This is a genomic window from Citrobacter sp. RHBSTW-00570 (assembly GCF_013739755.1).
GTDB classification, from domain to species: Bacteria; Pseudomonadota; Gammaproteobacteria; order Enterobacterales; family Enterobacteriaceae; genus Citrobacter; species Citrobacter braakii.
In genome coordinates this window covers 1,183,668-1,206,568 of sequence record NZ_CP056399.1, presented here as the reverse complement: position 1 = coordinate 1,206,568, position 22,901 = coordinate 1,183,668, and the positions used below count along the sequence as shown (strand labels likewise).

At 54.9% G+C, this 22,901-nt stretch carries 23 protein-coding genes; 9 read left to right on the top strand and 14 right to left on the bottom strand.

The genetic code is table 11. The features are described from left to right. Nucleotides 1-63: 63 nt before the first annotated feature. The 3 genes from hypF to HV237_RS05745 form a co-directional block, all read right to left on the bottom strand. Complete coding sequence (hypF, locus tag HV237_RS05755; RefSeq protein WP_047357862.1) at nt 64-2,304, bottom strand: carbamoyltransferase HypF; 2,241 nt, start codon at nt 2,302-2,304, stop codon at nt 64-66. 94 nt (nt 2,305-2,398) lie between these two features. Then, entirely contained in the window at nt 2,399-2,944 is a 546-nt protein-coding gene (gene hydN, locus HV237_RS05750) for an electron transport protein HydN (protein ID WP_047357913.1), read from the bottom strand. 145 nt (nt 2,945-3,089) lie between these two features. Beyond that, nucleotides 3,090-4,103, bottom strand: coding sequence for a LacI family DNA-binding transcriptional regulator (locus HV237_RS05745; protein WP_016154178.1), 1,014 nt, complete (start codon nt 4,101-4,103; stop codon nt 3,090-3,092). Nucleotides 4,104-4,367: 264 nt separating this feature from the next. On the opposite strand from HV237_RS05745, the gene ascF reads away from it, so the two are divergent. Both ascF and HV237_RS05735 read left to right on the top strand, forming a co-directional pair. Beyond that, on the top strand, nt 4,368-5,822 hold the full coding sequence (gene ascF / locus HV237_RS05740) for a PTS cellobiose/arbutin/salicin transporter subunit IIBC (protein ID WP_046274835.1): 1,455 nt from the start codon (nt 4,368-4,370) through the stop codon (nt 5,820-5,822). Nucleotides 5,823-5,844: 22 nt separating this feature from the next. After that, on the top strand, nt 5,845-7,269 hold the full coding sequence (locus tag HV237_RS05735) for a 6-phospho-beta-glucosidase (protein WP_047357863.1): 1,425 nt from the start codon (nt 5,845-5,847) through the stop codon (nt 7,267-7,269). A 76-nt stretch (nt 7,270-7,345) separates the two neighbouring features. On the opposite strand, the gene HV237_RS05730 is transcribed toward HV237_RS05735, so the two are convergent. Beyond that, entirely contained in the window at nt 7,346-7,810 is a 465-nt protein-coding gene (locus HV237_RS05730; RefSeq protein ID WP_047357864.1) for an OB-fold putative lipoprotein, read from the bottom strand. Between the two features lie 270 nt (nt 7,811-8,080). Between HV237_RS05730 and HV237_RS05725 the strand changes: the two genes are divergently transcribed. Further along, a complete protein-coding gene (locus tag HV237_RS05725; protein ID WP_016154182.1) occupies nt 8,081-8,320 on the top strand; it encodes a SymE family type I addiction module toxin in 240 nt (79 codons plus the stop codon). 74 nt (nt 8,321-8,394) lie between these two features. On the opposite strand, the gene hycI is transcribed toward HV237_RS05725, so the two are convergent. The 9 genes from hycI to hycA all read right to left on the bottom strand — a co-directional run bounded on the left by hycI (nt 8,395) and on the right by hycA (nt 16,271). Then, a complete protein-coding gene (hycI, locus tag HV237_RS05720; protein WP_016154183.1) occupies nt 8,395-8,865 on the bottom strand; it encodes a hydrogenase maturation peptidase HycI in 471 nt (156 codons plus the stop codon). Beyond that, complete coding sequence (locus HV237_RS05715; RefSeq protein ID WP_003037385.1) at nt 8,858-9,268, bottom strand: formate hydrogenlyase maturation HycH family protein; 411 nt, start codon at nt 9,266-9,268, stop codon at nt 8,858-8,860. Before HV237_RS05715 ends, hycI begins: the two co-directional genes overlap by 8 nt. Further along, entirely contained in the window at nt 9,265-10,032 is a 768-nt protein-coding gene (gene hycG / locus HV237_RS05710; RefSeq protein WP_003037388.1) for a formate hydrogenlyase subunit HycG, read from the bottom strand. Before hycG ends, HV237_RS05715 begins: the two co-directional genes overlap by 4 nt. Next, entirely contained in the window at nt 10,032-10,574 is a 543-nt protein-coding gene (gene hycF / locus HV237_RS05705) for a formate hydrogenlyase subunit HycF (RefSeq protein ID WP_016154185.1), read from the bottom strand. Before hycF ends, hycG begins: the two co-directional genes overlap by 1 nt. 9 nt (nt 10,575-10,583) lie before the next feature. After that, nucleotides 10,584-12,293, bottom strand: coding sequence for a formate hydrogenlyase subunit HycE (hycE, locus tag HV237_RS05700; RefSeq protein WP_016154186.1), 1,710 nt, complete (start codon nt 12,291-12,293; stop codon nt 10,584-10,586). Nucleotides 12,294-12,310: 17 nt separating this feature from the next. Further along, nucleotides 12,311-13,234 carry a respiratory chain complex I subunit 1 family protein gene (locus HV237_RS05695; RefSeq protein WP_046274832.1) on the bottom strand — a complete coding sequence of 308 codons (924 nt, stop codon included), beginning with the start codon at nt 13,232-13,234 and terminating at the stop codon, nt 12,311-12,313. Nucleotides 13,235-13,236: 2 nt separating this feature from the next. Further along, nucleotides 13,237-15,063: a formate hydrogenlyase subunit 3 gene (gene hycC, locus HV237_RS05690; RefSeq protein ID WP_047357865.1), complete on the bottom strand. Its 1,827-nt coding sequence runs from the start codon at nt 15,061-15,063 to the stop codon at nt 13,237-13,239. Next, nucleotides 15,060-15,671 carry a formate hydrogenlyase subunit HycB gene (gene hycB / locus HV237_RS05685; protein WP_016154189.1) on the bottom strand — a complete coding sequence of 204 codons (612 nt, stop codon included), beginning with the start codon at nt 15,669-15,671 and terminating at the stop codon, nt 15,060-15,062. Before hycB ends, hycC begins: the two co-directional genes overlap by 4 nt. A gap of 141 nt (nt 15,672-15,812) precedes the next feature. Next, the gene (hycA, locus tag HV237_RS05680) at nt 15,813-16,271 is read right to left on the bottom strand and encodes a formate hydrogenlyase regulator HycA (protein WP_016154190.1); all 459 of its coding nucleotides are present in this window, start codon (nt 16,269-16,271) and stop codon (nt 15,813-15,815) included. A gap of 198 nt (nt 16,272-16,469) precedes the next feature. Between hycA and hypA the strand changes: the two genes are divergently transcribed. The 6 genes from hypA (at nt 16,470) to flhA (ending at nt 22,442) form a co-directional block, all read left to right on the top strand. After that, the gene (hypA, locus tag HV237_RS05675) at nt 16,470-16,841 is read left to right on the top strand and encodes a hydrogenase maturation nickel metallochaperone HypA (RefSeq protein ID WP_019077546.1); all 372 of its coding nucleotides are present in this window, start codon (nt 16,470-16,472) and stop codon (nt 16,839-16,841) included. 52 nt (nt 16,842-16,893) lie between these two features. After that, nucleotides 16,894-17,766, top strand: a complete 873-nt coding sequence (hypB, locus tag HV237_RS05670; RefSeq protein WP_016154192.1) for a hydrogenase nickel incorporation protein HypB — start codon at nt 16,894-16,896, stop codon at nt 17,764-17,766. Then, on the top strand, nt 17,757-18,029 hold the full coding sequence (gene hypC, locus HV237_RS05665; RefSeq protein ID WP_003037411.1) for a hydrogenase 3 maturation protein HypC: 273 nt from the start codon (nt 17,757-17,759) through the stop codon (nt 18,027-18,029). Before hypB ends, hypC begins: the two co-directional genes overlap by 10 nt. Then, nucleotides 18,029-19,150 (top strand): hydrogenase formation protein HypD, encoded by a 1,122-nt coding sequence (gene hypD / locus HV237_RS05660; RefSeq protein ID WP_019077547.1) that lies wholly within the window; start codon nt 18,029-18,031, stop codon nt 19,148-19,150. Before hypC ends, hypD begins: the two co-directional genes overlap by 1 nt. Continuing rightward, the gene (hypE, locus tag HV237_RS05655) at nt 19,147-20,157 is read left to right on the top strand and encodes a hydrogenase maturation carbamoyl dehydratase HypE (RefSeq protein WP_016157324.1); all 1,011 of its coding nucleotides are present in this window, start codon (nt 19,147-19,149) and stop codon (nt 20,155-20,157) included. Before hypD ends, hypE begins: the two co-directional genes overlap by 4 nt. A gap of 206 nt (nt 20,158-20,363) precedes the next feature. Continuing rightward, nucleotides 20,364-22,442: a formate hydrogenlyase transcriptional activator FlhA gene (gene flhA, locus HV237_RS05650; protein WP_047357866.1), complete on the top strand. Its 2,079-nt coding sequence runs from the start codon at nt 20,364-20,366 to the stop codon at nt 22,440-22,442. A 106-nt stretch (nt 22,443-22,548) separates the two neighbouring features. On the opposite strand, the gene HV237_RS05645 is transcribed toward flhA, so the two are convergent. Then, nucleotides 22,549-22,893 carry a nitrous oxide-stimulated promoter family protein gene (locus tag HV237_RS05645; protein WP_047357867.1) on the bottom strand — a complete coding sequence of 115 codons (345 nt, stop codon included), beginning with the start codon at nt 22,891-22,893 and terminating at the stop codon, nt 22,549-22,551. Between the last annotated feature and the right edge of the window lie 8 nt (nt 22,894-22,901).

Here is a 22,901-nt window from a genome sequence, read left to right as displayed (position 1 = left end):
TGCGTTGCCACTTGTCGGTATGCCCCGACCTGTTGTTCTTGCCCCGCCAGTCCCGGGGCTTTTTTATTTTTGCGCCAACGCCCGCGCCGCGGCAATCACGCCCTGCCCCAACGACAACCCGCCGTCGCCCGCCGGTAAACGCTGCGGGAACAGTAAGGTAAAATCATGCAGATAAAACGCCAGCCGGGCTGACAATAAGCGGTTATGCATCACACCTCCGCTGAATACCAGCGTCTTAATCCCCCACTCTTCGGCCTGCAAACGCATCAGGGTAGCAAACCCACGCGCCAGCGCGTCGTGAAACGCCCACGCTCTTTCGGCAGGTTTGGCCTGCCAGGTCAGCCATTGCTGCCAAAAAACCGCTAAGTCCAGCTGATTGCCATCAAGCGGCACCGTGACAGGGTGCTCAACGCCAGCACATTGCGATGCCATCGCCTCCAGCGCGCAGGCCGCCTCACCTTCATAACTCAGCGATTCCGGCGCACATTGAAGCGCGGCGGCAACGGCATCAAACAGCCGTCCGCACGATGACGCCAGCGGTGCGTTAATCCCCCGCTCAATGGCGCGTGCCAGCACGTTCCAGTTTTGATGTTGCAGCACCGATGTTTCCGGGTAGCGCTGCCAGTCAGGAACAAAACGCAGGCACTGCGCGAGCAAATTGCGCCACGGCTGTTTTGCCGCCAGATCCCCCCCCGCCAGCGCTACCGCTGGCAAGCCGCCAAGGTGTTCGCATTCACGATAGTTGATCCGCAAACACTCTCCCCCCCACAGCGCGCCGTTTTCCCCCATGCCGATACCGTCTAACGTCAGAGCAATCACGTCACCACCATCGAGCGACCAGCCGTGCTCGGCCAGACACGCAGCGGCATGCGCATGGTGATGCAGCACCGTTTCGGTTGGCAGATTCATTTCGCTGGCCCACTGGCTGGAAACATAACCAGGGTGTGCATCATGCACGATACGCTGCGGCGTAAAGTCATAAATGTTCTGGATAAGGCGCAGCGCATCACGCCACTGCTGCTGAATGCCGTCATCGCTGAGATCGCCCAAATGCTGGCTGATAACCGCCTGTTCACCACGCACCAGGCAGAAGGTATTTTTCAGATCTGCGCCCAGGCAAAGCATCGGCGGCACGTCGTGAAATCCTGGCGGCAGCGCTACCGCATCCGGCACGTAACCCCGTGAACGACGCAGCATCTCGCCACTGTCGCGTACCACAGAGTCATCCATCCGCTGCACAATTTCGCGGTTATGCAGCAGGAAACCATCGGCAATTTCGTGTAAATCTTCCAGCGCCTGGGCGTTGGTAATAGCGGGCGGTCTGCCGCTGAGATTGCCGGAGGTCATTACCAACGGACAATTCATCTCTTGTAAGAGCAAATGCTGCAACGGATTCGCTGGCAGCATGACACCCACTTCCGTTAACCCTGGCGCAATGCCCTCGCTCAATGCTGCGACATAGCGTTTCTGCACCAACACGATCGGCGCGGCTGGGGTTGTCAGCAAACGACGAGCGGGTTCAGGCAGTCCGTCATCACCGGGCAGCATCACTGCCAGAGGTTTTGCCGGACGGTGTTTGCGCAGCCTGAGCAGCGCTACGGCGTCATCATTTCGTGCATCGCACACCAGATGAAACCCACCAATCCCTTTAACGGCCACAATACCGCCCGCTTTCAGGCGCGATACTGCCGCCTGCAACGCCTCTTCTTTCTCCGCCCGCTCACCCGCGCTAAACCATTCGAGGTGGGGACCGCATGCCGGACAGGCAACGGGCTGGGCATGGAAGCGACGGTCGTATGGATCACGATACTCATTATCGCATTGCGCACAGAGTGGGAATGACGCCATCACGGTAAACGGGCGATCGTAGGGCATGGCGCGGATAATCGTAAACCGTGGGCCACAGTGGGTGCAGTTGATAAAGGGATAACGATAACGGCGTTCGCCGGGGGTGTTCATTTCAACCAGACATTCTGGACAGGTCGCGGCATCCGGAACGATTTGCGTATTCATCGTGCCGCCAGCACTTTGCCGAATCGAGAAGTCGGCAGGCGGCTGCGTCCAGGCGAACGGTTCGCTCTCAACGCTGTCAATGCGCGCCAGCGGCGGGCAGTGTTGATGCAATTGCGCAATAAACTCTGCCGGATCTTCCTGTATACGCACAACCACACCGTCACCGTCGTTACACACATCGCCATGTAGCTGTAACCGCTGCGCCAGTTGCCAGACGTAGGGGCGAAATCCGACGCCCTGTACCTTACCGCGAATACGCAGCTGTACGCCGGAGTGGTTGTTTATTGTCATGATGAATTCCCGCGGTATTGTATCCCTGAAATGTCCGTTTGCCGGATGGCGGCTTCGCCTTATCCGGCACGTATTTTACGCGGATTTTCAGATATCAGAACAGCAAAGATGCAGTGGAATCCAGCGCCGCGCGACGGCGTTTTTTAGCGCTCAGTTGCTCAAGCTTATTGCGATCCACATAAATTAGCGCGTGAGTCGGGCAGACTTCCATACAGGCAGGGCCGGCCTCACGATGGTGGCACAGGTCGCACTTATTGGCTTCGGCTTTTTCTGCCCGGACGTTCAGACCTGCCCCGCTGTTACGAACAACCGGACGCACGACCACTTCCATTGCGCCATAAGGGCAAGCCACAACGCAGGTTTTACACCCAATACAGCGCTCCTGCATCACGTGAACAAAGCCTTTATCACGGCTGATTGCACCGTTCGGACAGACGTTAGCGCACGGCGCGTCTTCACACTGGCGACACAGCGTCGCCGTGGAGACATTAACGCCTTTGATGACGTGAATGCGGGGTAAAAAGGTTTCAGGGGTCAGCGATGCGCAGTCCTGGTTATCCTGATGGGATACCACGCAGGCCACTTCACAGGTACGGCAACCAATGCATTTATTGGCGTCTGCAATGATGAAACGGTTCATCAATTTCTCCAGCAATGACAGATTATCTGCCGAAGCATTCATAAATCGTGCCAGAATTTAATTGACTGTTATTAAAGGTTTTTTATTTTGATGAATGCAGAGAAGCCGTGTCATCGTCACTAGTGACGATGACAAATGACAGCCGTCAGCGCAAAACGAGCGGCGCAACAGAGTCGCGTTGAATGAGTTCACCGGTGAAGGTTTTTGGCGGCGTAAACGCCCCGTCATCCAGCATAAAGATCAGGCGGCCTATCGTTTCCTGGATCATTTCCGTTACCGGGATTTTGACGCTGGAAAGCGCCGGAATAGTGTATGGCGCGATAGCGATATCATCGAAGCCAATCACCGACACCTGAGCAGGGACGCTCACGCCATGCGCGTGCAACTGCTTCATCGCACCGATCGCCATATCATCATTGCTGGCCACCAGCGCGGTAAAATTAACCTGACGCGAAAGCAAAGTATCGACTCCCGCTGCGCCGCAGGCTGGCGTCCATTTCCCTTTAACAATCAAATCATTATTAAGCGGAATGCCATGATGTGCCAGCGCGTCTTTATAGCCTGAAAGTCGCTCCACGCCGGTAGGCGAATCCATCGAGCCAGTAATAAAACCAATCTCTTTGTGCCCGGCGGCAATGAGCTGAGTAACGGCGTTAAAACTGGTTTGCTTTTGATCGCACCACACGCAGTGGCTGGTATTTTTTCGCAGCCGCCGATTAAGCACCATAATCGGCTGGGCGTGGGCGTCGATGATATCGTCTATCTCATCCACGCTAAGGAAACGCGGATAGATCATAATCGCGTCACAGCGCAGGTCGAGCAGGTACTGGATCGCCTGACGCTCTTCCTCTGCGCTGTGCTTACCGTCAGCCAGCAACAACTGGCGTCCCTTATCTTCCGCCATCCGCGCGGTATGAAACAGCAGTTCGCTGAAATAGACGCCGTGATAAAGGGTGTTAGTTACCACCAGACCCAGCGTCTGCGTGGTTTTCGCTGCCAGACTGCGTGCCAGCAAGTTAGGGCGGTAACCACTCTCTTCAATGGCCTGAAACACGCGATCTTTGGTTTCCTGGCTGACATAGCCATTCCCGGAAAGCACCCGGGAAACCGTCGCTTTTGACACCCCGGCACGCTTCGCCACCTCCAGCATCGTGGTCATATTACTCATCCCTTTTCTCTCAATGTGACGCAGTGTACTGCACCGTTTCGCCGCTGTCCTTGCTGCTAAATTGCAAACGCTGACATCTGGTGATCGGAGTCACAATTATAAAAAATGATCAAAATTAAAACTTGCCTATTGTTTGTAATTTAAACATGATTTTGTGGAACCGGTTTCCTATCTGCGTTTCATCAACCCAGAAAAGCGACCAACGTAAACGGATAAAACATAACGTACTCTACTGATAAAACAGGATTAAATCCGATGTCCAAAAATTATGCAGCGCTGGCGCGCTCGGTTGTGACGGCTCTGGGAGGCGTGGACAACATCACAGCAGTGACCCACTGTATGACCCGTTTGCGTTTCGTTATCAAAGATGACTCGCAGGTCGACAGCACGACGCTGAAGACGCTCCCTGGCGTGCTCGGTGTGGTGCGCAGCGATAACCAGTGCCAGGTGATCATCGGCAACACCGTTTCGCAGGCGTATCGCGAGGTAGTCAGCCTGTTACCTGCCAATATGCAACCTGCAGAGCCGCAAACCAAACCTCGGCTGACGCTGAAGCGGATTGGTGCGGGGATCCTCGACGCGCTGATCGGCACAATGTCCCCGTTGATCCCGGCTATTATCGGCGGATCAATGCTCAAGCTGCTGGCAATGATCCTCGAAATGACCGGCGTGCTGGTGAAAGGATCGTCCACGCTCACTATTCTGACCGTAATCGGCGACGGCGCCTTCTTCTTCCTGCCACTGATGGTCGCTGCCTCAGCAGCCATAAAATTCAAAACCAACATGTCGCTGGCAATCGCCATCGCAGGCGTACTGGTGCATCCCAGCTTCATCGAACTGATGGCGAAGGCCGCGCAGGGTGAGCACGTTGAGTTTGCCCTGATCCCGGTGACGGCGGTGAAATACACCTACACGGTGATCCCGGCGCTGGTCATGACCTGGTGTCTGTCCTACATCGAACGCTGGGTCGATCGCATCACTCCAGCGGTAACCAAAAACTTCCTTAAACCAATGCTAATCGTGCTGATCGCCGCCCCACTCGCCATCGTCATCATTGGCCCGATCGGTATCTGGATCGGTAGTGCAATTTCAGCACTGGTTTATACCATTCACGGCTATCTCGGCTGGCTGTCGGTGGCCATTATGGGCGCATTGTGGCCGCTGCTGGTGATGACCGGTATGCACCGCGTCTTCACGCCAACCATTATTCAGACCATTGCCGAAACCGGAAAAGAAGGCATGGTGATGCCGTCGGAAATCGGTGCCAATTTGTCGCTGGGCGGTTCATCGCTGGCAGTGGCATGGAAAACCAAAAACCCGGAACTGCGTCAGACGGCGTTAGCGGCAGCCGCCTCGGCCATCATGGCAGGCATTTCCGAACCCGCGCTGTATGGCGTGGCGATCCGCCTGAAACGCCCACTGATTGCGAGTCTTATCAGCGGCTTTATCTGCGGTGCCGTTGCCGGAATGGCCGGACTGGCGAGCCACTCCATGGCGGCTCCAGGCTTGTTCACCAGCGTACAGTTTTTCGATCCAGCCAATCCGATGACCATCGTTTGGGTGTTTGGCGTGATGGCGCTGGCGGTTGTGCTTTCCTTTGTATTAACACTGCTCCTCGGCTTTGAAGATATTCCTGTCGAAGATGCAGCCGCGCAGGCCAGAAAAAACCAGGCCGCGCAACCAGGCAATATCAATAGAGCCAGCATTTGACTGGTATGAACTGAGGTTAACTATGTCTGTTTTTCCGCAAGGATTTTTATGGGGCGGCGCACTGGCCGCCAACCAGTCTGAAGGGGCATACCGGGAAGGCGGCAAAGGGCTGACCACCGTCGATATGATCCCCCACGGCACAAACCGCATGGCCGTCAAACTGGGTCAGGAAAAACGCTTTACGCTGCGGGATGACGAATTTTATCCCAGCCATCAGGCAATCGACTTTTATCATCGCTATAAAGAAGATATCGCGCTGATGGCGGAAATGGGGTTTACGGTTTTTCGTACTTCCATTGCCTGGAGCCGTCTCTACCCCAACGGCGACGAGCTGACGCCTAATGAAGAGGGTATCGCGTTTTACCGGTCCGTGTTTGCCGAGTGTAAAAAATACGGTATTGAGCCGTTAGTTACGCTGTGTCACTTCGATGTGCCGATGCATCTGGTCAGCGAGTATGGCTCCTGGCGTAACCGCAAAATGGTGGAATTCTTTACCCGCTATGCCCGTACCTGCTTCGAGGCCTTTGACGGTCTGGTGAAGTACTGGCTAACGTTCAACGAAATCAACATTATGCTGCACAGCCCTTTTTCTGGCGCCGGACTGGTGTTTGAAGAAGGAGAGAATCAGGATCAGGTGAAATATCAGTCCGCCCACCACGAACTGATTGCCAGCGCTCTGGCAACTAAATTAGCCCATGAAATTAATCCGCAAAACCAGGTCGGCTGTATGCTGGCGGGCGGTAATTTTTATCCTTATTCCTGTAAACCGGAAGATGTGTGGACCGCGCTGGAAAAAGACCGCGAAAACCTGTTCTTTATTGATGTGCAGGCGCGTGGGGCTTACCCCGCTTACTCTGCCCGTGTGTTTCGCGAAAAAGGCGTGGTGATAGAAAAAGCGGCGGGAGATGACGATATCCTGAAAAACACCGTCGATTTCGTCTCGTTTAGCTATTACGCATCGCGCTGCGCCTCCGCTGAAATGAATACTGGCAATACCAGCGCCGCTAACGTGGTGAAGTCGCTGCGTAATCCGTACATTGCCGCCAGCGAATGGGGCTGGGGCATCGATCCGCTCGGCCTGCGCATCACCATGAATATGATGTATGACCGCTACCAGAAGCCGTTGTTTCTGGTGGAAAACGGGCTGGGGGCGAAAGATGAGATCGATGCTAACGGCGAAATCAATGACGACTATCGCATTAGCTATTTACGCGAGCACATTCGCGCTATGGCAGATGCTATTGAGGATGGCGTGCCGCTGCTGGGCTACACCACCTGGGGCTGTATCGATCTGGTTTCAGCCTCAACCGGTGAGATGAGCAAACGCTACGGTTTTGTGTATGTGGACCGCGATGACGCGGGCAACGGCACGTTAGCGCGTAAACGCAAAAAATCGTTCTGGTGGTATAAGAAAGTGATTGCGAGCAACGGGACCGATCTGGAATAACAATGTTGCCGGATGACACTGCCATCCGGCAACACGTATTATTCAGAATATATATACCCGCTGTCTGTTATCATTTTTATTGTACAACTTTAGGATTTTGCAGCAGCGGCAAAGGCGCTTCGCCCAACGCGTGGACCTGACCAATAATTGTCGCGCTCCGGCCAATCTGTAATGACTCAACATTCGTACTATTATGGGAGCCAAACTGGAACTGAATCACGTGGTTCGTTTTATTATTTTCGTCTTTCAGGCTGACAAGATAAGAATAAGCATTGGAAATACCATTAATCTTACGAATATCAATGACCACGCCCCGCAGCTTCACCCACTCACCAAGATAGTCCTTATTGGCTTTAACAGGATTTAAGGTATAGGGCGCGACAAAATCAGCGACGGACAAGGTTGGCATTGACGCAGCTGATGACTCCCCCGGTTGAAATAATCGGTCTCCCGCAGAGAAGAACGCGTCAGCCGCCGTCTCGCACCCGCTAAGAAGAGAGGAAATAATAATTAAATTTACCAAACGAATACCTGAACGCATAAATAACTCCTGTATATTAATTTCCCATATATTCAAATTCTAAATAATTCGAGTATATAACCTCCCTGAACAACGCCGAAATATAATATAACTCCCGTATTAGTAAAAGAAGAGAATATTCCCCCCCAACTATTATCAACTTCTCATCCTTTCATTATTTGCATTCTATTTTCTGGATCTGCCTTCCAGTTTCGGGTTTGCCCTCCCGCCTTTTTACTGGCATTTTATTCAGTAGTTTTCCATCGTTTTATTCGTAACAAGGGAGTGTTTATGTCTGGTAAAAATGGTAATGCCGAAGCGGTTATCAACAAGCCATTACGTCATTTTAAAGTCAGCTATGTCAGAGTACGGCATGAAGATCGCAAAACCGGTTTTACACGACGTATAAGCCGTCATGCTTCACTCACGATGAACGGAGACTGGCTGGAACAGGCGGGGTTCCCAACGGGCACGTCAGTAAAAGTATCGGTTACGCAGGGGAAATTAATTATTGAACAAGCGGGTGAATAGTCTGTTTCGAGGGTGTCGACGTTATCCGGATGGTGGTAATGCAACACACCATCCGGTATTCAGTGCCCTCAGGCTCAGGCTTCCGGTGCCTCTAATTCAGCGAACCCACCGTGTCCTTCCCACCCGGCTAATCGCTGATAAACGGTATCTACCGCATCTTTGATCGGCTGTGTCATCGGGTAGTAAAAACCGACAATATCCGGCTGAATGCCAAGGAAAATCACCTCGCCAACGTCGTCTTTCAGCTGATCGACCAGGTAGTTCAGCGGCATGTTGTGGGTGGTCATCATGAACATCTCGGCAATATCATCAGGATCGATAATGCGGATTTCACCAGGATTTAGCCCCATATCGGTGGCATCCACAATCAACAGACGCTGCGGGCGCAACTCACGGATGGCGACGATGTCGTTTTCCGGCGCGCTACCGCCGTCGATGACAACCCATTGACCTTGAGGATTTGCAGCACACATTTCGGCCAACAGCGGCCCCGCGCCGTCATCGCCCATCATGCTGTTACCCACACATAATAAAACGTCAGTCACGATGTCTCCTCACCATCAGATAGATGGCGCTTTCCTGGTGGATATCGTGAAGCATGCTAAGCATCAGCTTGCTCCACTCCTGCTGCTGCGGGGTCTGCACGGCACGCGCATCATCGAACGCGCGCGCCAGCATCTGCACATGGTTGAAGTCGATGACGATCTCGCCGTACTTCGGCACGCCTTCCATTTTCCGGCGGGCTTCACTGCCTTCGGCAAGCGTGGCAATCCACGCCAGATATTCATCCCACGGACAGGTTAACGCCGCTTCCAGGCAATCGATGATCCCAAGGTGGTGACCAATCGCCAGGCTGTAATAGACAACCTGCTGCGCCTCAGCGGGCGTTGCATCGTTCTCATCAATAAACTTACGGCTCAGTTGACTGAACACCACCGTTTCACTCATCGGATACGCGCCTCTTCGACAACATGATTAAGATGCGTGACGATCTCGGTCAGACGCGGATCGTTTTCCGCTTCCAGCCAGCGCGCCACCTGATGCTCGCCCTGCCCTAACTGTGTCATATAGTCATCAGCAATCTGGCGACCGTAGCGGTAGCCCGCCAGACGGCGTGCTTCACGATCCACCTTCACGCGCAGCGGCTGAACCATGTCCGGATGCAGAATTTCAGCCGGTTGTTCGTCCAGTTCACCTGGCGCACGCGCGTGAATTTTTTGTTCCAGCAGACCCAGCGCCATTGCAAAACCGTACAGCGTAGCCGCAGGCGTTGGCGGACAGCCAGGAATATACACATCCACCGGTACGATTTTATCCGTGCCGCCCCATACGCAGTATAAGTCGTGGAAGATACCGCCGCTGTTACCGCAGGCACCGTAAGAGATACAAATTTTCGGATCTGGCGCAGACTGCCAGGCGCGCAGCGCCGGAGAGCGCATGGCACGCGTTACCGCGCCGGTAAACAGCAGGATATCCGCATGGCGCGGTGATGGTACAACTTTGATACCAAAACGTTCGGCATCAAACAGCGGAGAAAGCGTAGCGAAGATTTCGATTTCACAGCCGTTGCAGCCGCCGCAGTCCACACGGTAAACGTACGCTGAACGCTTGATGCTTTTAAGCAGCGATGCTTTCATGCTGGCAATGGATTCATCCACCGTCATCGGTACCGGAATACCGTTGGCGTCACGTGGGCCTAATAAATTGCTCATCAGCTGGCCTCTTTCATATGGCGAGTCAGTTCAATACGGTCAGACGGCACCAGGCATTTCTGGCGCTTACAATCCGGGCAGGTCTCAAAGCTCTCACGGTGGTTTTCCGCACGGCTGTCGCCGTTGTGCTTAAGTAGCGCAATGGCGTAATCGATCTCTTTTTGTACCGCAAATGGGCGGTTACATACGCGACAATTACACAGCGCAAAGCGGGACTGCTGCAGGAAATCCTCTTTCTTCCACACCGCCAGTTCATACTCCTGCGACAGCTTGATTGCCGCCGTCGGGCAGACTTCTTCGCAGCGGGCGCAGAAGATGCAACGGCCGAGATTGAACTGCCACGCCAGCTCATGGGTAACCAGATCGGTTTCTACCGTCAGCGCGTTCGACGGGCACGCATTCACACAGGCCGCACAGCCAATGCACTGCTGCGGATTGTGTTCCGGTTTGCCACGGAAGTTTTTATCGACCGCAATCGGCTCCAGCGGATACGACGATGTCGGCGCCCCGGTTTTGATGACTTTTTTGATAAAGGTAAACATGGCGATTCCTTATTTCAGCGGCGAGTTTTTACGCTCGATGCTGTAGCGCTCAAGTTCTTTGTACGGCACGACTTTGCTCTTCTTCTTACGCACATCGACCACGGTCATACGGTCGGTACAGGAGTAGCAAGGATCGAGGCTACCGATAATCAGCGGGGCATCGGAAACGGTGTTGCCACGCAGCATGTAGCGCAGCGTCGGCCAGTTGGCGTAAGTCGCCGCGCGACAGCGCCAGCGATACAGTTTCTGGTTGTCGCCAGTCATACTCCAGTGGATGTCATCCCCGCGCGGCGCTTCAGCAAAGCCCAGCGCAAAGCGGTGTGGAATGTAGGTAAAACCTTCCACAGCCAGCGGGCCGCCTGGCAGGTTGTCCAGACCAAAGTCGATCATATTCAGTGCGGTGTAGACTTCATTGATACGGACTTTCAGACGAGAAATAACGTCGCAACCCTGTTCACTGTGAACTTCCATCGGCAGCAGGCCATAGCCCACAAACGGGTGATCGGCGCGGGTGTCACGCGCATGGCCGCTGGCGCGTACCATCGGGCCGACGTTACTGAAGTCACGGGCAATCTCCGGATCCAGACGGCCAATACCTACGGTACGCTGTTCCATGTTCGGCGTGCTGAGCAGCATATCGACCAGTTCCTGCACGTCACGACGCATCTGCTGCGCCAGTTGACGGGTCTGGATCATATCCTCTTTCAGCAGATCACGACGAATACCGCCGATCAGGTTCAGACCGTAAGTTTTACGTGCCCCGGTGAGGATCTCCGCCATCTTCATGGAGGTTTCACGCACGCGGAAGAACTGCATAAAGCCGGAGTCAAAACCGGTAAAGTGACAGGCCAGGCCGAGGTTCAGCAGGTGCGAGTGCAGGCGTTCAACTTCCAGCAGAATGGCGCGGATCATCTGCGCACGTTCCGGCACGACGATGCCCATCGCGTTCTCGACGGAGGTGGTATAGGCGGTGCTGTGCGCAAAGCCGCAAATGCCGCACACGCGGTCGGACAAGAAGGTCACTTCGTTGTAACCCATGCGGGTTTCCGCCAGCTTCTCCATGCCGCGGTGGACATAGAACAGACGGTAGTCGGCGTCGATGATGTTCTCGCCGTCAACAAACAGACGGAAGTGACCGGGTTCATCAGAGGTGACGTGCAGTGGGCCAATCGGCACTACATTATTTTTCTTGTCTCCCAGTTCGTTGATGAACTCGTAGGTTTCAGCATCGGTAGTCGGCGCGGGGCGCTGGCGATAATCCATGCTGTCTTTACGCAGCGGGTAGAGTTCGTCCGGCCAGTCATCCGGCAGTACCAGACGACGCTCATCGGGCAAACCAACCGGGATCAAACCGTACATATCGCGCACTTCGCGCTCGCCCCAGACCGCAGCAGGCACGCGCGGCGTGACGGACGGGAACTCCAGCTTATTGGCATCGACTTCAACGCGCACGGTAATCCAGCACTTGGTACCCTGCTCCATCGACAGCACGTAGTACACGGCATAATGACCGCACAGCTGACGTTCGTCGTTACCAAACAGCACGGACAACCAGCCACCCTGTTTGTAGTACAGGAACTCCACCACTTCCGGCAGGTAGTTCACCTTGACGGTGATCGTCAGCTGATCTTTGGTCTGCCAGGCTTCATCCAGCACGACGCCCGGGAAGGCCTGGTGCAGCGCCGCGAGATATTGTTGACCTAATTTTTCTTCAGACATGCTCAAACTCTCTTAAATCACGCCACCAGCAAGGAGACGAACGCTAAAAACGCAAACCCAAAACCGGCCCAGGTCACGCGTGAAGTGGCGCAAAAACGCAGACGCGCCATGCTGTTTTCGAACAGGGCGATGACCAGCACGCCGAGAACCAGTTTGACGACGGCAATCACCAGCGCCAGTAGCAGCCCACCCGAGGTGAAGGTTTCCATCTGTCCCCACGGCAGGAACACGCCAACGAACATTTGCAGAACGACCAGTTGCTTAAGGCTAATGCCCCATTTCAGCACCGCAAAACCGCTGCCGCTGTATTCGGTCAATGGACCTTCCTGCAGCTCCTGCTCTGCCTCTGCCAGATCGAACGGCAGTTTGCCCATTTCGATAAAGGTGGCGAAAGCACAGGCGCACAGCGCCAGAATCAACGGAATGCTGCGTGCAGCAGGCCAGTGATAAATGGTATCGGCGATATTGCTGATATGCGTTGAGCCAGCAACCTGCGCCGCTACCCACAGACCCAGCAGCAGGATAGGTTCAACCAGCACGCCGAGCATCGCTTCGCGGCTGGCGCCAATAGCGGTAAACGGGCTACCGGTATCCAGGCCCGCGATAGAGAAGAAGAAGCGAGCGATGGCGAACAGGTAAATTAAGGTGATCAGATCGCCCAGTTGCGGCAGTGGTGAGCCAACGGTCACTACCGGCAACGCGGTGGCGATAGTCAGCATCACACCCACCATCACAAACGGCGTCAGGCGGAAAACCCAGCTGGAATCCGCAGGCGCAATGCTCTGACGGCCCAGCAGTTTGATAATGTCGCGGTATTCCTGCAAAACGCCCGGACCGCGGCGATTGTGCAAACGCGCACGTGCCACGCGGGTAATACCGGACAGCAGCGGCGCAACGGCAAACAGCACCAGCGCCTGAATTAACGGATATAAAACACTCATTCTCAGGCTCCTCGTGAAACCACAATCACCACCAGTACCGCCAGCTCAATCAGCGCCAGGCGACGGAACAGCACCGGTGCAGCCGCATTCTGCCAGCCCGGAACCAGTGATACCGGATTCAGCCATTTGCGCAGTTTGAGTACCGGCGCAAAGGCTTCTTTCACCGGCATGGCAAAACCGTGTGCGGTAATGACCATTGACTGCTCGTGATCGTAACCACACACCCATGCCGCACCGCGTGAACGCGATGGCAGACGGTTGCCTTTGAAAATCGCCATGATGATGAACGGCAGCAGCGGACATGCGATCAGCAGCAGCGTGATCATTGGCTGAGAAACGGTGGTTTTCGCGGTTTCCAGCGGCAGCGGAACGGCAGCGGAGATCATCGGCAGCAGCCACGGCGCAGCAACGCCCCCAATCACGCAGCAGATAGCCAACGCGACTACGCTAACGCCCATCAGGATTGGCGCGCAGCAGGCATTTTCAGCTTCCTTCGTGCGCGGTGCGCCAAGGAACGTAACGCCATAGACTTTCGCCATACACATCACCGCCAACGCGCCGGTAATCGCCAGTCCTACCGCCAGCAACGGTCCTAACAGACGACCGACAAACGCGCCGCTGTTGCCAAGCTTAAAGAAGGACTGGTAGATAACCCACTCACCGGCAAAACCGTTCAGCGGCGGCAGTGCGGCCATCGCCATCAGGCCAACCAGCATCGCCAGAGAGATAACCGGCATACGTTTACCGATACCGCCCAGTTTTTCGATATCACGATGACCGGTACGGAACCAGATGCTGCCTGCGCCCAGGAACAGAACGCTTTTGAACAGGCTGTGGTTTACCAGGTGGTACAGACCGCCGGTCAAACCCAGCGCAATCAGCGCAGGTTGATTCAGGGAAATTCCGGTTACGCCTGCGCCCAGACCCAGCAGAATAATGCCGATGTTTTCCAGCGTGTGATATGCCAGCAGACGCTGAATGTTGTGTTCCATCAGCGCATACAGACCGCCGACAAACGCGGTGATCATTCCCAGCACCAGCAGCGTAATGCCCCACCACAGCGGCGCGTTACCACCCAGCAGCGACAGGGAGAGAATACCCAGCAGACCCACTTTCATGACGACGGTAGAGAACAGCGCCGCAGCCGGTGCGCTGGCGTTGGCGTGTGCCTGTGGCACCCATCCGTGCAGCGGAATAATCCCGGCCAGCAGGCCAAAACCCGCCACGCCCAGCAGCCAGATATCAGACCCGAGCGGCAGCTCCTGTGCGCGCAGGTCAAGCAGGCGCAGCTCCAGGGTGCCGTAGCGTTGCCACACCAGGTAGCAGGCAATAGCCAGCAGTAGCGTGCCGACGCGGCCCAGCGCAAACCACAGTTTGCCCTCTTTGCTGCAGCCGGTGAGGAACACGGCACACAGCGCCATGATTTCCGCCATCACCACCAGCGTTCCGAGGTTGCTGGCAACCACCGCACATACCGCCGCAGCCATCAGCAGATTCACCAGCAGTCCGTTGGCTTTTACCTGCGGATGACGATGCCAGTCAATGTTGTACAGGCTGACAAACAGGCCGCACAGGCCCAGCGTAATCAGCCAGATAGCGTTCAACGGGGTAATTTGCACACTGTGACCAATAAATGGCATCACACCGCTTACCGCCAGAGCATTAGTCAGTACGGTGAAACCCGCAGCCGCCGTACACAGGCTGCCAACCGCACCGCCAACCCCGGCAATCCAGCCGCTCAGCGGTTTGTGAAATGAAAACAGAAATGCCAGAACCGCAGCCGCCGTAAACCAGGCCACGCCGCTGTTAATCAGTGAAATTGCGCTCATTTTGCATCCCCACTCTGAGCCTGCTGAAACAAGGTGAGATCGCCGAAATCGGTATTGAAAGTCAGCTCACGCTTACGTTTGCTGGCGCGGGCAATATCCACGTTACTCACCAGGTGCAGGGCTTTGGTCGGGCACATGCGTACGCAGGCCGGACCAAGCTCGTCAAAACTGCACAGATCGCATTTCACCGCGATGGCGCGAATACCCGGAACCCAGTCCAGCAACGTGCTCACGCGGGCAGGCGCTGGCGGAGCCGGAGGCGCTTTTGGCGTATTGGCGTTTGCCGGGATATGCAGCGGACGGCTACCGGAAAACTCAATCGCGCCAAACGGACAGGCTATCCCGCACAGTTTGCAGCTTACACACAGGCTTTCATTCAGCTGCACGGCACCATCAACGCGATTAATCGCATTAACCGGACAAACGGTGGCGCAAGGCGCATCTTCGCAATGGTGGCAAAGCTGCGGGGCGGATTCTTTTTCATTTAACATCACTTTCAGGCGCGGCATTGACTGCAGGCCATGCTGGCGATGTGTCTCTGAGCAGGCGGCTTCACAGGTGTGGCAGCCGATGCAAAGAGTGGAGTCAGCAATTACAAAACGATTCACCAGGCATTCCTCAGGTGATAGTCATTTTTGACGAAAACATGTCTGGAAAATGTCATTTCGACATTTTTCGACATGCCCATTCCCTAAACGTCGTGACGCAGTATGAAAGTGCATCATGACAAAAGTGGGCACACCCAAAGCTTAAGCCGGGCTATGTCCCTCAATCAGCTGGCTTAAATTCACCGGCATATTGTTTTCAACCGCGGTATAGAGGCTGTCGTAGACGGTGGCGATTTTTTCGAGATAGTGCTCCAGCACCTGCTCGCGATCGCGGTTGCTGATACGCTCATCAACCTTACCGTCGATGGTCAACTCAGCCTGTGCAATCAGTTGCTTATCATCACCGTCTTTCGTTTCAACGTAGTACTCGATGGTGTGGCTGTTAAAGCCGTCCGCCAGCGTGACGTAGATAGTGAAGTGTTCAAAAAGGACGAAGCAGAGATCCTTGTCCGGTGCGCAGCTCATTGCATGATGCAAACGCGCTTTTGACAGGGTGATCCCCTGAACCAGCGAGTTGCAGTAAATACGCCACTGGTCCTGTAGGCGACGATGCCGTTCAGCGATGTAATCGGCTTTTTCGCTTATTTCCCAAATAGTCATGTCAGGTTACCCGTTTAGCAGAGATGAACAGCTTTAAGCACATTTCATGCCAAAATTAAAAACCTTAATTTTCATATAGATAAAAAATCAAAGAGTGGTGACGACATGTCATTTCGTCATCGTCGTCATTGTCACGATAGAAAAAATTCAAGCTGGCATGTTTATTGCTTTTAATACGGCAACTTCATAGGAGGCGGTATGCACGAAATAACCCTCTGCCAACGGGCACTGGAATTGATTGAACAACAGGCCACGCAATACGGTGCACAGCGAGTAACTGGGGTCTGGCTCAAAATTGGCGCATTTTCTTGCGTAGAAACCAGCGCTCTCGCCTTTTGTTTTGATCTGGTATGCCGCGGGACCCTTGCAGAAGGTTGTAAACTCCACCTCGAAGAACAAGAAGCCGAATGTTGGTGCGAATCTTGTCAGCAATACGTCACCTTACTGACGCAACGCGTGCGCAGATGTCCGCAATGCAACAGCGATATGCTGAGAATTGTGGCCGATGACGGCTTACAGATTCGACGTATTGAAATAGATGAAACTCCAGCGTCGGATGCCGACGCCTAAGCGTCATCATCCGGCAACTGAAGTATCGCAAGTAATAAATCAGGAGTGAGCGATGTGTACGACATGTGGTTGCGCTGAAGGCAACCTTTATATAGAGGGTGATGAGCATAATCCCCACTCGGCGTTTCGCAGCGCGCCATTTGCCCCAGCGGCTCGTCCGGCGCTGAATATTACCGGGGTGAAGACCTCCAGTTTCACACCGAGCCAGACTGAAGAAGGCGATTTGCATTACGGTCACGGTGAAGCAGGCACCCACGCACCAGGCATGAGTCAGCGCCGGATGCTGGAAGTGGAAATTGACGTGCTGGATAAAAACAACCGTCTGGCCGAGCGCAACCGCGCCCGCTTTGCTGCCCGTCAACATCTGGTATTAAACCTTGTCTCAAGCCCAGGCTCCGGTAAAACTACGCTGCTGACCGAAACGCTGATGAAGCTTAAAGACAGCGTGCCTTGCGCCGTCATTGAAGGCGACCAGCAGACGGTTAACGATGCCGCCCGTATTCGCGCCACAGGTACGCCCGCCATCCAGGTCAACACCGGTAAAGGTTGCCACCTTGACGCACAAATGATTGCTGACGCAGCGCCACGTTTGCCGCTTGAAGACAACGGCATCCTGTTCATTGAAAACGTCGGGAACCTGGTTTGCCCGGCCAGCTTCGACCTCGGCGAACGCCATAAAGTGGCGGTGCTTTCCGTCACTGAAGGCGAAGACAAGCCGCTGAAATACCCGCATATGTTTGCCGCCGCGTCGCTGATGCTGCTCAACAAAGTAGACCTACTGCCGTACCTCAATTTTGACGTAGAAAAGTGCATCGCCAGCGCCCGGGAAGTGAACCCGGAAATTGAGATTATCCTGATTTCCGCCACCAGTGGCGAAGGCATGGACCAATGGCTCTCCTGGCTGGAGACGCAGCGATGTGCATAGGTGTTCCGGGTCAAATCCGCACCATTGATGGCAACCAGGCCAAAGTCGACGTTTGCGGTATTCAGCGCGACGTCGACCTGACGCTGGTCGGAAGCTGCGATGAACACGGTCAACCCCGTCTGGGCCAGTGGGTACTGGTCCACGTCGGCTTTGCCATGAGCATCATTAATGAAGCTGAAGCGCGCGACACGCTCGACGCGCTACAAAACATGTTTGACGTTGAGCCGGATGTCGGCGCGTTGTTGTATGGCGAGGAAAAATAATGCGTTTTGTTGACGAATACCGCGCACCAGAACAGGTGATGCAGTTGATAGAGCACCTGTGTGAACGTGCCGCACACCTCCCCTACACTGCTGAACGTCCGCTGCGCATCATGGAAGTGTGTGGTGGTCATACCCACGCTATCTTCAAGTTCGGTCTCGACCAATTGTTGCCCGACAACGTCGAGTTTATTCATGGCCCGGGCTGCCCGGTTTGCGTTCTGCCGATGGGCAGAATCGACAGTTGTGTGGAAATCGCCAGCCATCCGGAAGTGATTTTTTGCACCTTTGGCGATGCGATGCGCGTTCCGGGTAAACAAGGTTCTTTGCTACAAGCCAAAGCGCGCGGCGCGGATATCCGCATCGTCTATTCACCGATGGATGCGCTGAAGCTGGCGCAGGAAAACCCAACGCGTAAGGTTGTGTTCTTTGGCCTGGGTTTTGAAACCACAATGCCAACCACCGCCATCACCCTTCAGCAGGCAAAACAGCGTGACGTGCAGAACTTTTACTTTTTCTGCCAGCACATCACGCTTATCCCAACGCTGCGCAGCCTGCTGGAACAGCCGGACAACGGCATCGACGCCTTCTTAGCGCCGGGCCATGTCAGCATGGTGATTGGCACCGATGCCTATAATTTCATTGCTTCAGATTTCCATCGTCCGTTGGTGGTCGCCGGTTTCGAACCGCTCGATCTGCTGCAGGGCGTGGTGATGTTGATTGAACAGAAGATTGCCGCGCATAGCCAGGTTGAAAACCAGTATCGCCGCGTGGTGCCGGACGCCGGTAACCTGCTAGCGCAACAGGCCATCGCCGAAGTGTTCTGCGTCAATGGCGATAGCGAATGGCGAGGTCTGGGCGTCATTGAATCCTCTGGCGTTCACCTGACGCCAGACTATCAGCGCTTTGATGCCGAAGCGCATTTCCAGCCAGCGCCGCAGCAGGTGTATGACGATCCGCGCGCGCGTTGCGGCGAGGTATTGACCGGCAGATGCAAACCGCATCAGTGCCCGCTATTTGGCAAAACCTGTAACCCGGAGACCGCGTTTGGCGCCCTGATGGTCTCCTCAGAAGGCGCATGTGCCGCCTGGTATCAGTATCGTCAGCAGGAGTGTGAAGCATGAACAGCGTACAACTCGCCCACGGTAGCGGCGGTCAGGCTATGCAGCAGTTGATCAACAGTCTGTTTATGGAGGCTTTTGCTAATCCGTGGCTGGCGGAACAAGAAGATCAGGCCCGTCTGGACCTGGCACAACTGGTTGCAGAAGGCGATCGTCTGGCGTTTTCAACCGACAGCTATGTTATCGATCCGTTGTTCTTCCCGGGTGGCAATATCGGCAAGCTGGCCATCTGCGGTACGGCTAACGACGTGGCGGTCAGCGGCGCGATCCCTCGCTACCTCTCCTGCGGTTTTATCCTCGAAGAGGGTTTGCCGATGGAGACGTTGAAAACCGTCGTCAACAGTATGGCGGCGACCGCGCGTGAAGCAGGCATCGCCATCGTGACCGGCGATACCAAAGTCGTGCAGCGCGGCGCTGCAGACAAGCTGTTCATCAACACGGCCGGAATGGGGGCGATCCCCGCCAACATTCACTGGGGCGCACAGACCCTCGGCCCAGGCGATGTGCTGCTGGTCAGCGGTACGCTTGGCGATCACGGCGCAACTATCCTTAACCTGCGCGAACAGCTGGGTCTTGATGGCGAACTGGTCAGCGACTGCGCGGTATTGACACCGCTTATCCAGACGCTGCGTGATATTCCCGGCGTGAAGGCGCTGCGTGACGCGACCCGTGGCGGCGTGAATGCGGTAACGCATGAGTTTGCCGCCTCATGCGGGTTTGGTATTGAGCTGTCTGAAGCGGCCCTGCCCGTGAAGCCCGCGGTGCGTGGCGTTTGCGAACTGCTGGGTCTGGATGCGCTTAACTTTGCTAACGAAGGCAAGCTGGTGATTGCCGTTGAGCGTCAGGCTGCTGAAACGGTGCTTGCCGCGCTGCGCGCACATCCGTTAGGACGCGATGCCGCAATGATTGGTGAAGTGGTAGAACGCAAAGGTGTGCGTCTTGCCGGACTCTACGGCGTGAAACGCACTCTCGATTTACCACACGCCGAACCATTACCTCGTATATGCTAACAGCCGGTTGGCAGCAAGCTGTAGGCCGGGTAAGACGCATTTGCGTCGACATCCGGCCTTAACGCTGCAATATCACCTGATGGCGTTTTGCCGATCGGGTCTACGGTTCGTGTAGCTGGACCAGTCCGGCAATAATTTACGACTTATACCTATAATTCATTTACCGTTTTCGCACCGTTCTGCGGTGCTTTTCCTGGAAAAGCAATATGTCGTATACACCGATGAGTGACCTCGGACAGCAAGGCCTGTTCGATATTACTCGTACATTATTACAGCAGCCCGACCTGCCGTCTCTCAGCGAGGCGCTTTCGCAACTGGTCAAGCGTTCAGCGCTGGCCGACTGCGCGGCTATTGTCTTATGGCAGGCACAAACGCAGCGTGCGCGTTATTTTGCGACGCGTGAAAATGGTAACCCCATCGATTATGAAGACGAAACGGTACTGGCGCATGGCCCGGTACGCCGTATTTTGTCTCGCCCCGATGCGCTGCACTGCAACTATCATGAGTTTAGCGAAACCTGGCCACAGCTGGCCTCTGGCGGACTGTATTCTAAATTTGGTCACTATTGCCTGCTACCGCTGGCAGCAGATGGGCGAATCTTTGGCGGTTGCGAATTTATCCGTAACGAAGACCAACCGTGGAGTGAAAAAGAGTACAACCGGCTGCAGACCTTCACCCAAATAGTCGGCGTCGTTGCTGAACAAATTCAAAGCCGGGTCAGCAACAATGTCGATTACGATCTCCTGTGCCGTGAGCGTGATAACTTTCGCATCCTGGTCGCCATCACCAATGCTGTGCTCTCCCGCCTGGATATTGATGAGCTGGTCAGCGAAGTCGCCAAAGAGATCCATCACTACTTCGACATTGATGCCATCAGCATCGTGTTACGCAGCGATCGCAAAAACAAGCTCAGCATTTATTCCACTCACTATCTGGATGAACATCATCCGGCACACGAACAAAGTGAAGTGGACGAAGCCGGCACGCTCTCTGAACGGGTCTTCAAAAGTAAAGAGATGCTGCTGATTAACCTGAGCGAACGCGATACCCTGGCCCCTTACGAAAGAATGTTGTTCGAAACCTGGGGCAACCAGCTACAGACTCTGTGCCTGCTGCCGCTGATGTCCGGCAATAATATGCTCGGCGTACTTAAGCTGGCGCAATGTGAAGAGAAAGTATTCACCACCGCCAATCTCAAACTGCTGCGCCAAATCGCAGAACGTGTGGCGATCGCCGTGGATAACGCTCTCGCCTACCAGGAAATCCACCGCCTGAAGGAGCGGCTGGTCGATGAAAACCTGGCGCTGACTGAACAACTCAACAACGTAGAAAGTGAGTTCGGAGAAATCATTGGCCGCAGCGAAGCGATGTACAGCGTACTCAAACAGGTCGAAATGGTGGCGCAAAGCGACAGCACTGTCCTGATTCTTGGTGAAACCGGGACGGGTAAGGAGCTGATTGCACGAGCAATTCACAACCTGAGCGGACGTAACGCCCGTCGGATGGTGAAAATGAACTGCGCGGCAATGCCTGCCGGATTGCTGGAAAGCGATCTGTTTGGCCATGAGCGTGGCGCATTTACCGGGGCCAGCACGCAGCGGATTGGACGCTTTGAACTGGCGGACAAAAGTTCGTTATTTCTCGATGAAGTTGGCGACATGCCGCTGGAGCTTCAGCCCAAGCTGCTGCGCGTTCTGCAGGAGCAGGAGTTTGAACGTCTGGGCAGCAATAAGCTGATCCAGACCGACGTTCGCTTGATCGCTGCCACTAACCGCGATCTGAAAAAGATGGTCGCCGATCGCGAGTTTCGTAACGATCTCTACTATCGACTGAACGTCTTCCCGATCCATCTGCCGCCGCTGCGCGAGCGCCCGGAAGATATTCCGCTGCTGGTGAAAGCCTTCACCTTCAAAATTGCCCGCCGGATGGGGCGCAATATCGACAGCATTCCCGCCGAAGCCCTGCGTACGCTGAGCAACATGGAATGGCCGGGTAACGTGCGCGAGCTGGAAAACGTCGTAGAACGCGCGGTTCTGCTCACCCGGGGCAACGTGCTGCAACTGTCCTTGCCGGATGTAATCGCTATGGCGCCGTCTACGCCGCCGGTGGCGACCGAAGTCGCGCAGGATGGCGAAGATGAATACCAGCTGATAATGCGCGTTCTGAAAGAAACCAATGGCGTTGTCGCCGGTCCTAAAGGCGCGGCACAAAGACTGGGGTTGAAACGCACAACGTTACTCTCGCGCATGAAGCGCCTGGGCATTGATAAGGACGCACTGGTTTAACGGATTATTGCCCGATAGCGCTACGCTTATCGGGCCTACGCCACTGGTGCGTTTGTCTTTGTCGGCCGGATAAGGCGCAGCCGCCACCCGGCATAGAATAGCTAAATCACTTCTTCCGCTGGTATTTCTCGGGTAACTCCGGCACCGGACGTTTGTCATCAATCAGATGACGCACGGTCAGGATCGGATGACGCCAGAGCATTCTGGGTCCAGCCCAACGCATAATTTGCTTCATCTCTTCGCGTTTAGCGGGCTGGTAACAGTGCACCGGACACTGTTTGCAGGCCGGTTTTTCCTCACCAAATATGCACTTATCCAGGCGCTTTTGCGCATAGGCAAACAACGCATCGTAATGCCCCGGTTCATCTGAAGCCTGCGGACACTGGCTCTCATACAGCGAGATCATTCTCTGGATCGTCATTTTCTCACGTGCAATACGTTTGCCGGACATGATGCCTC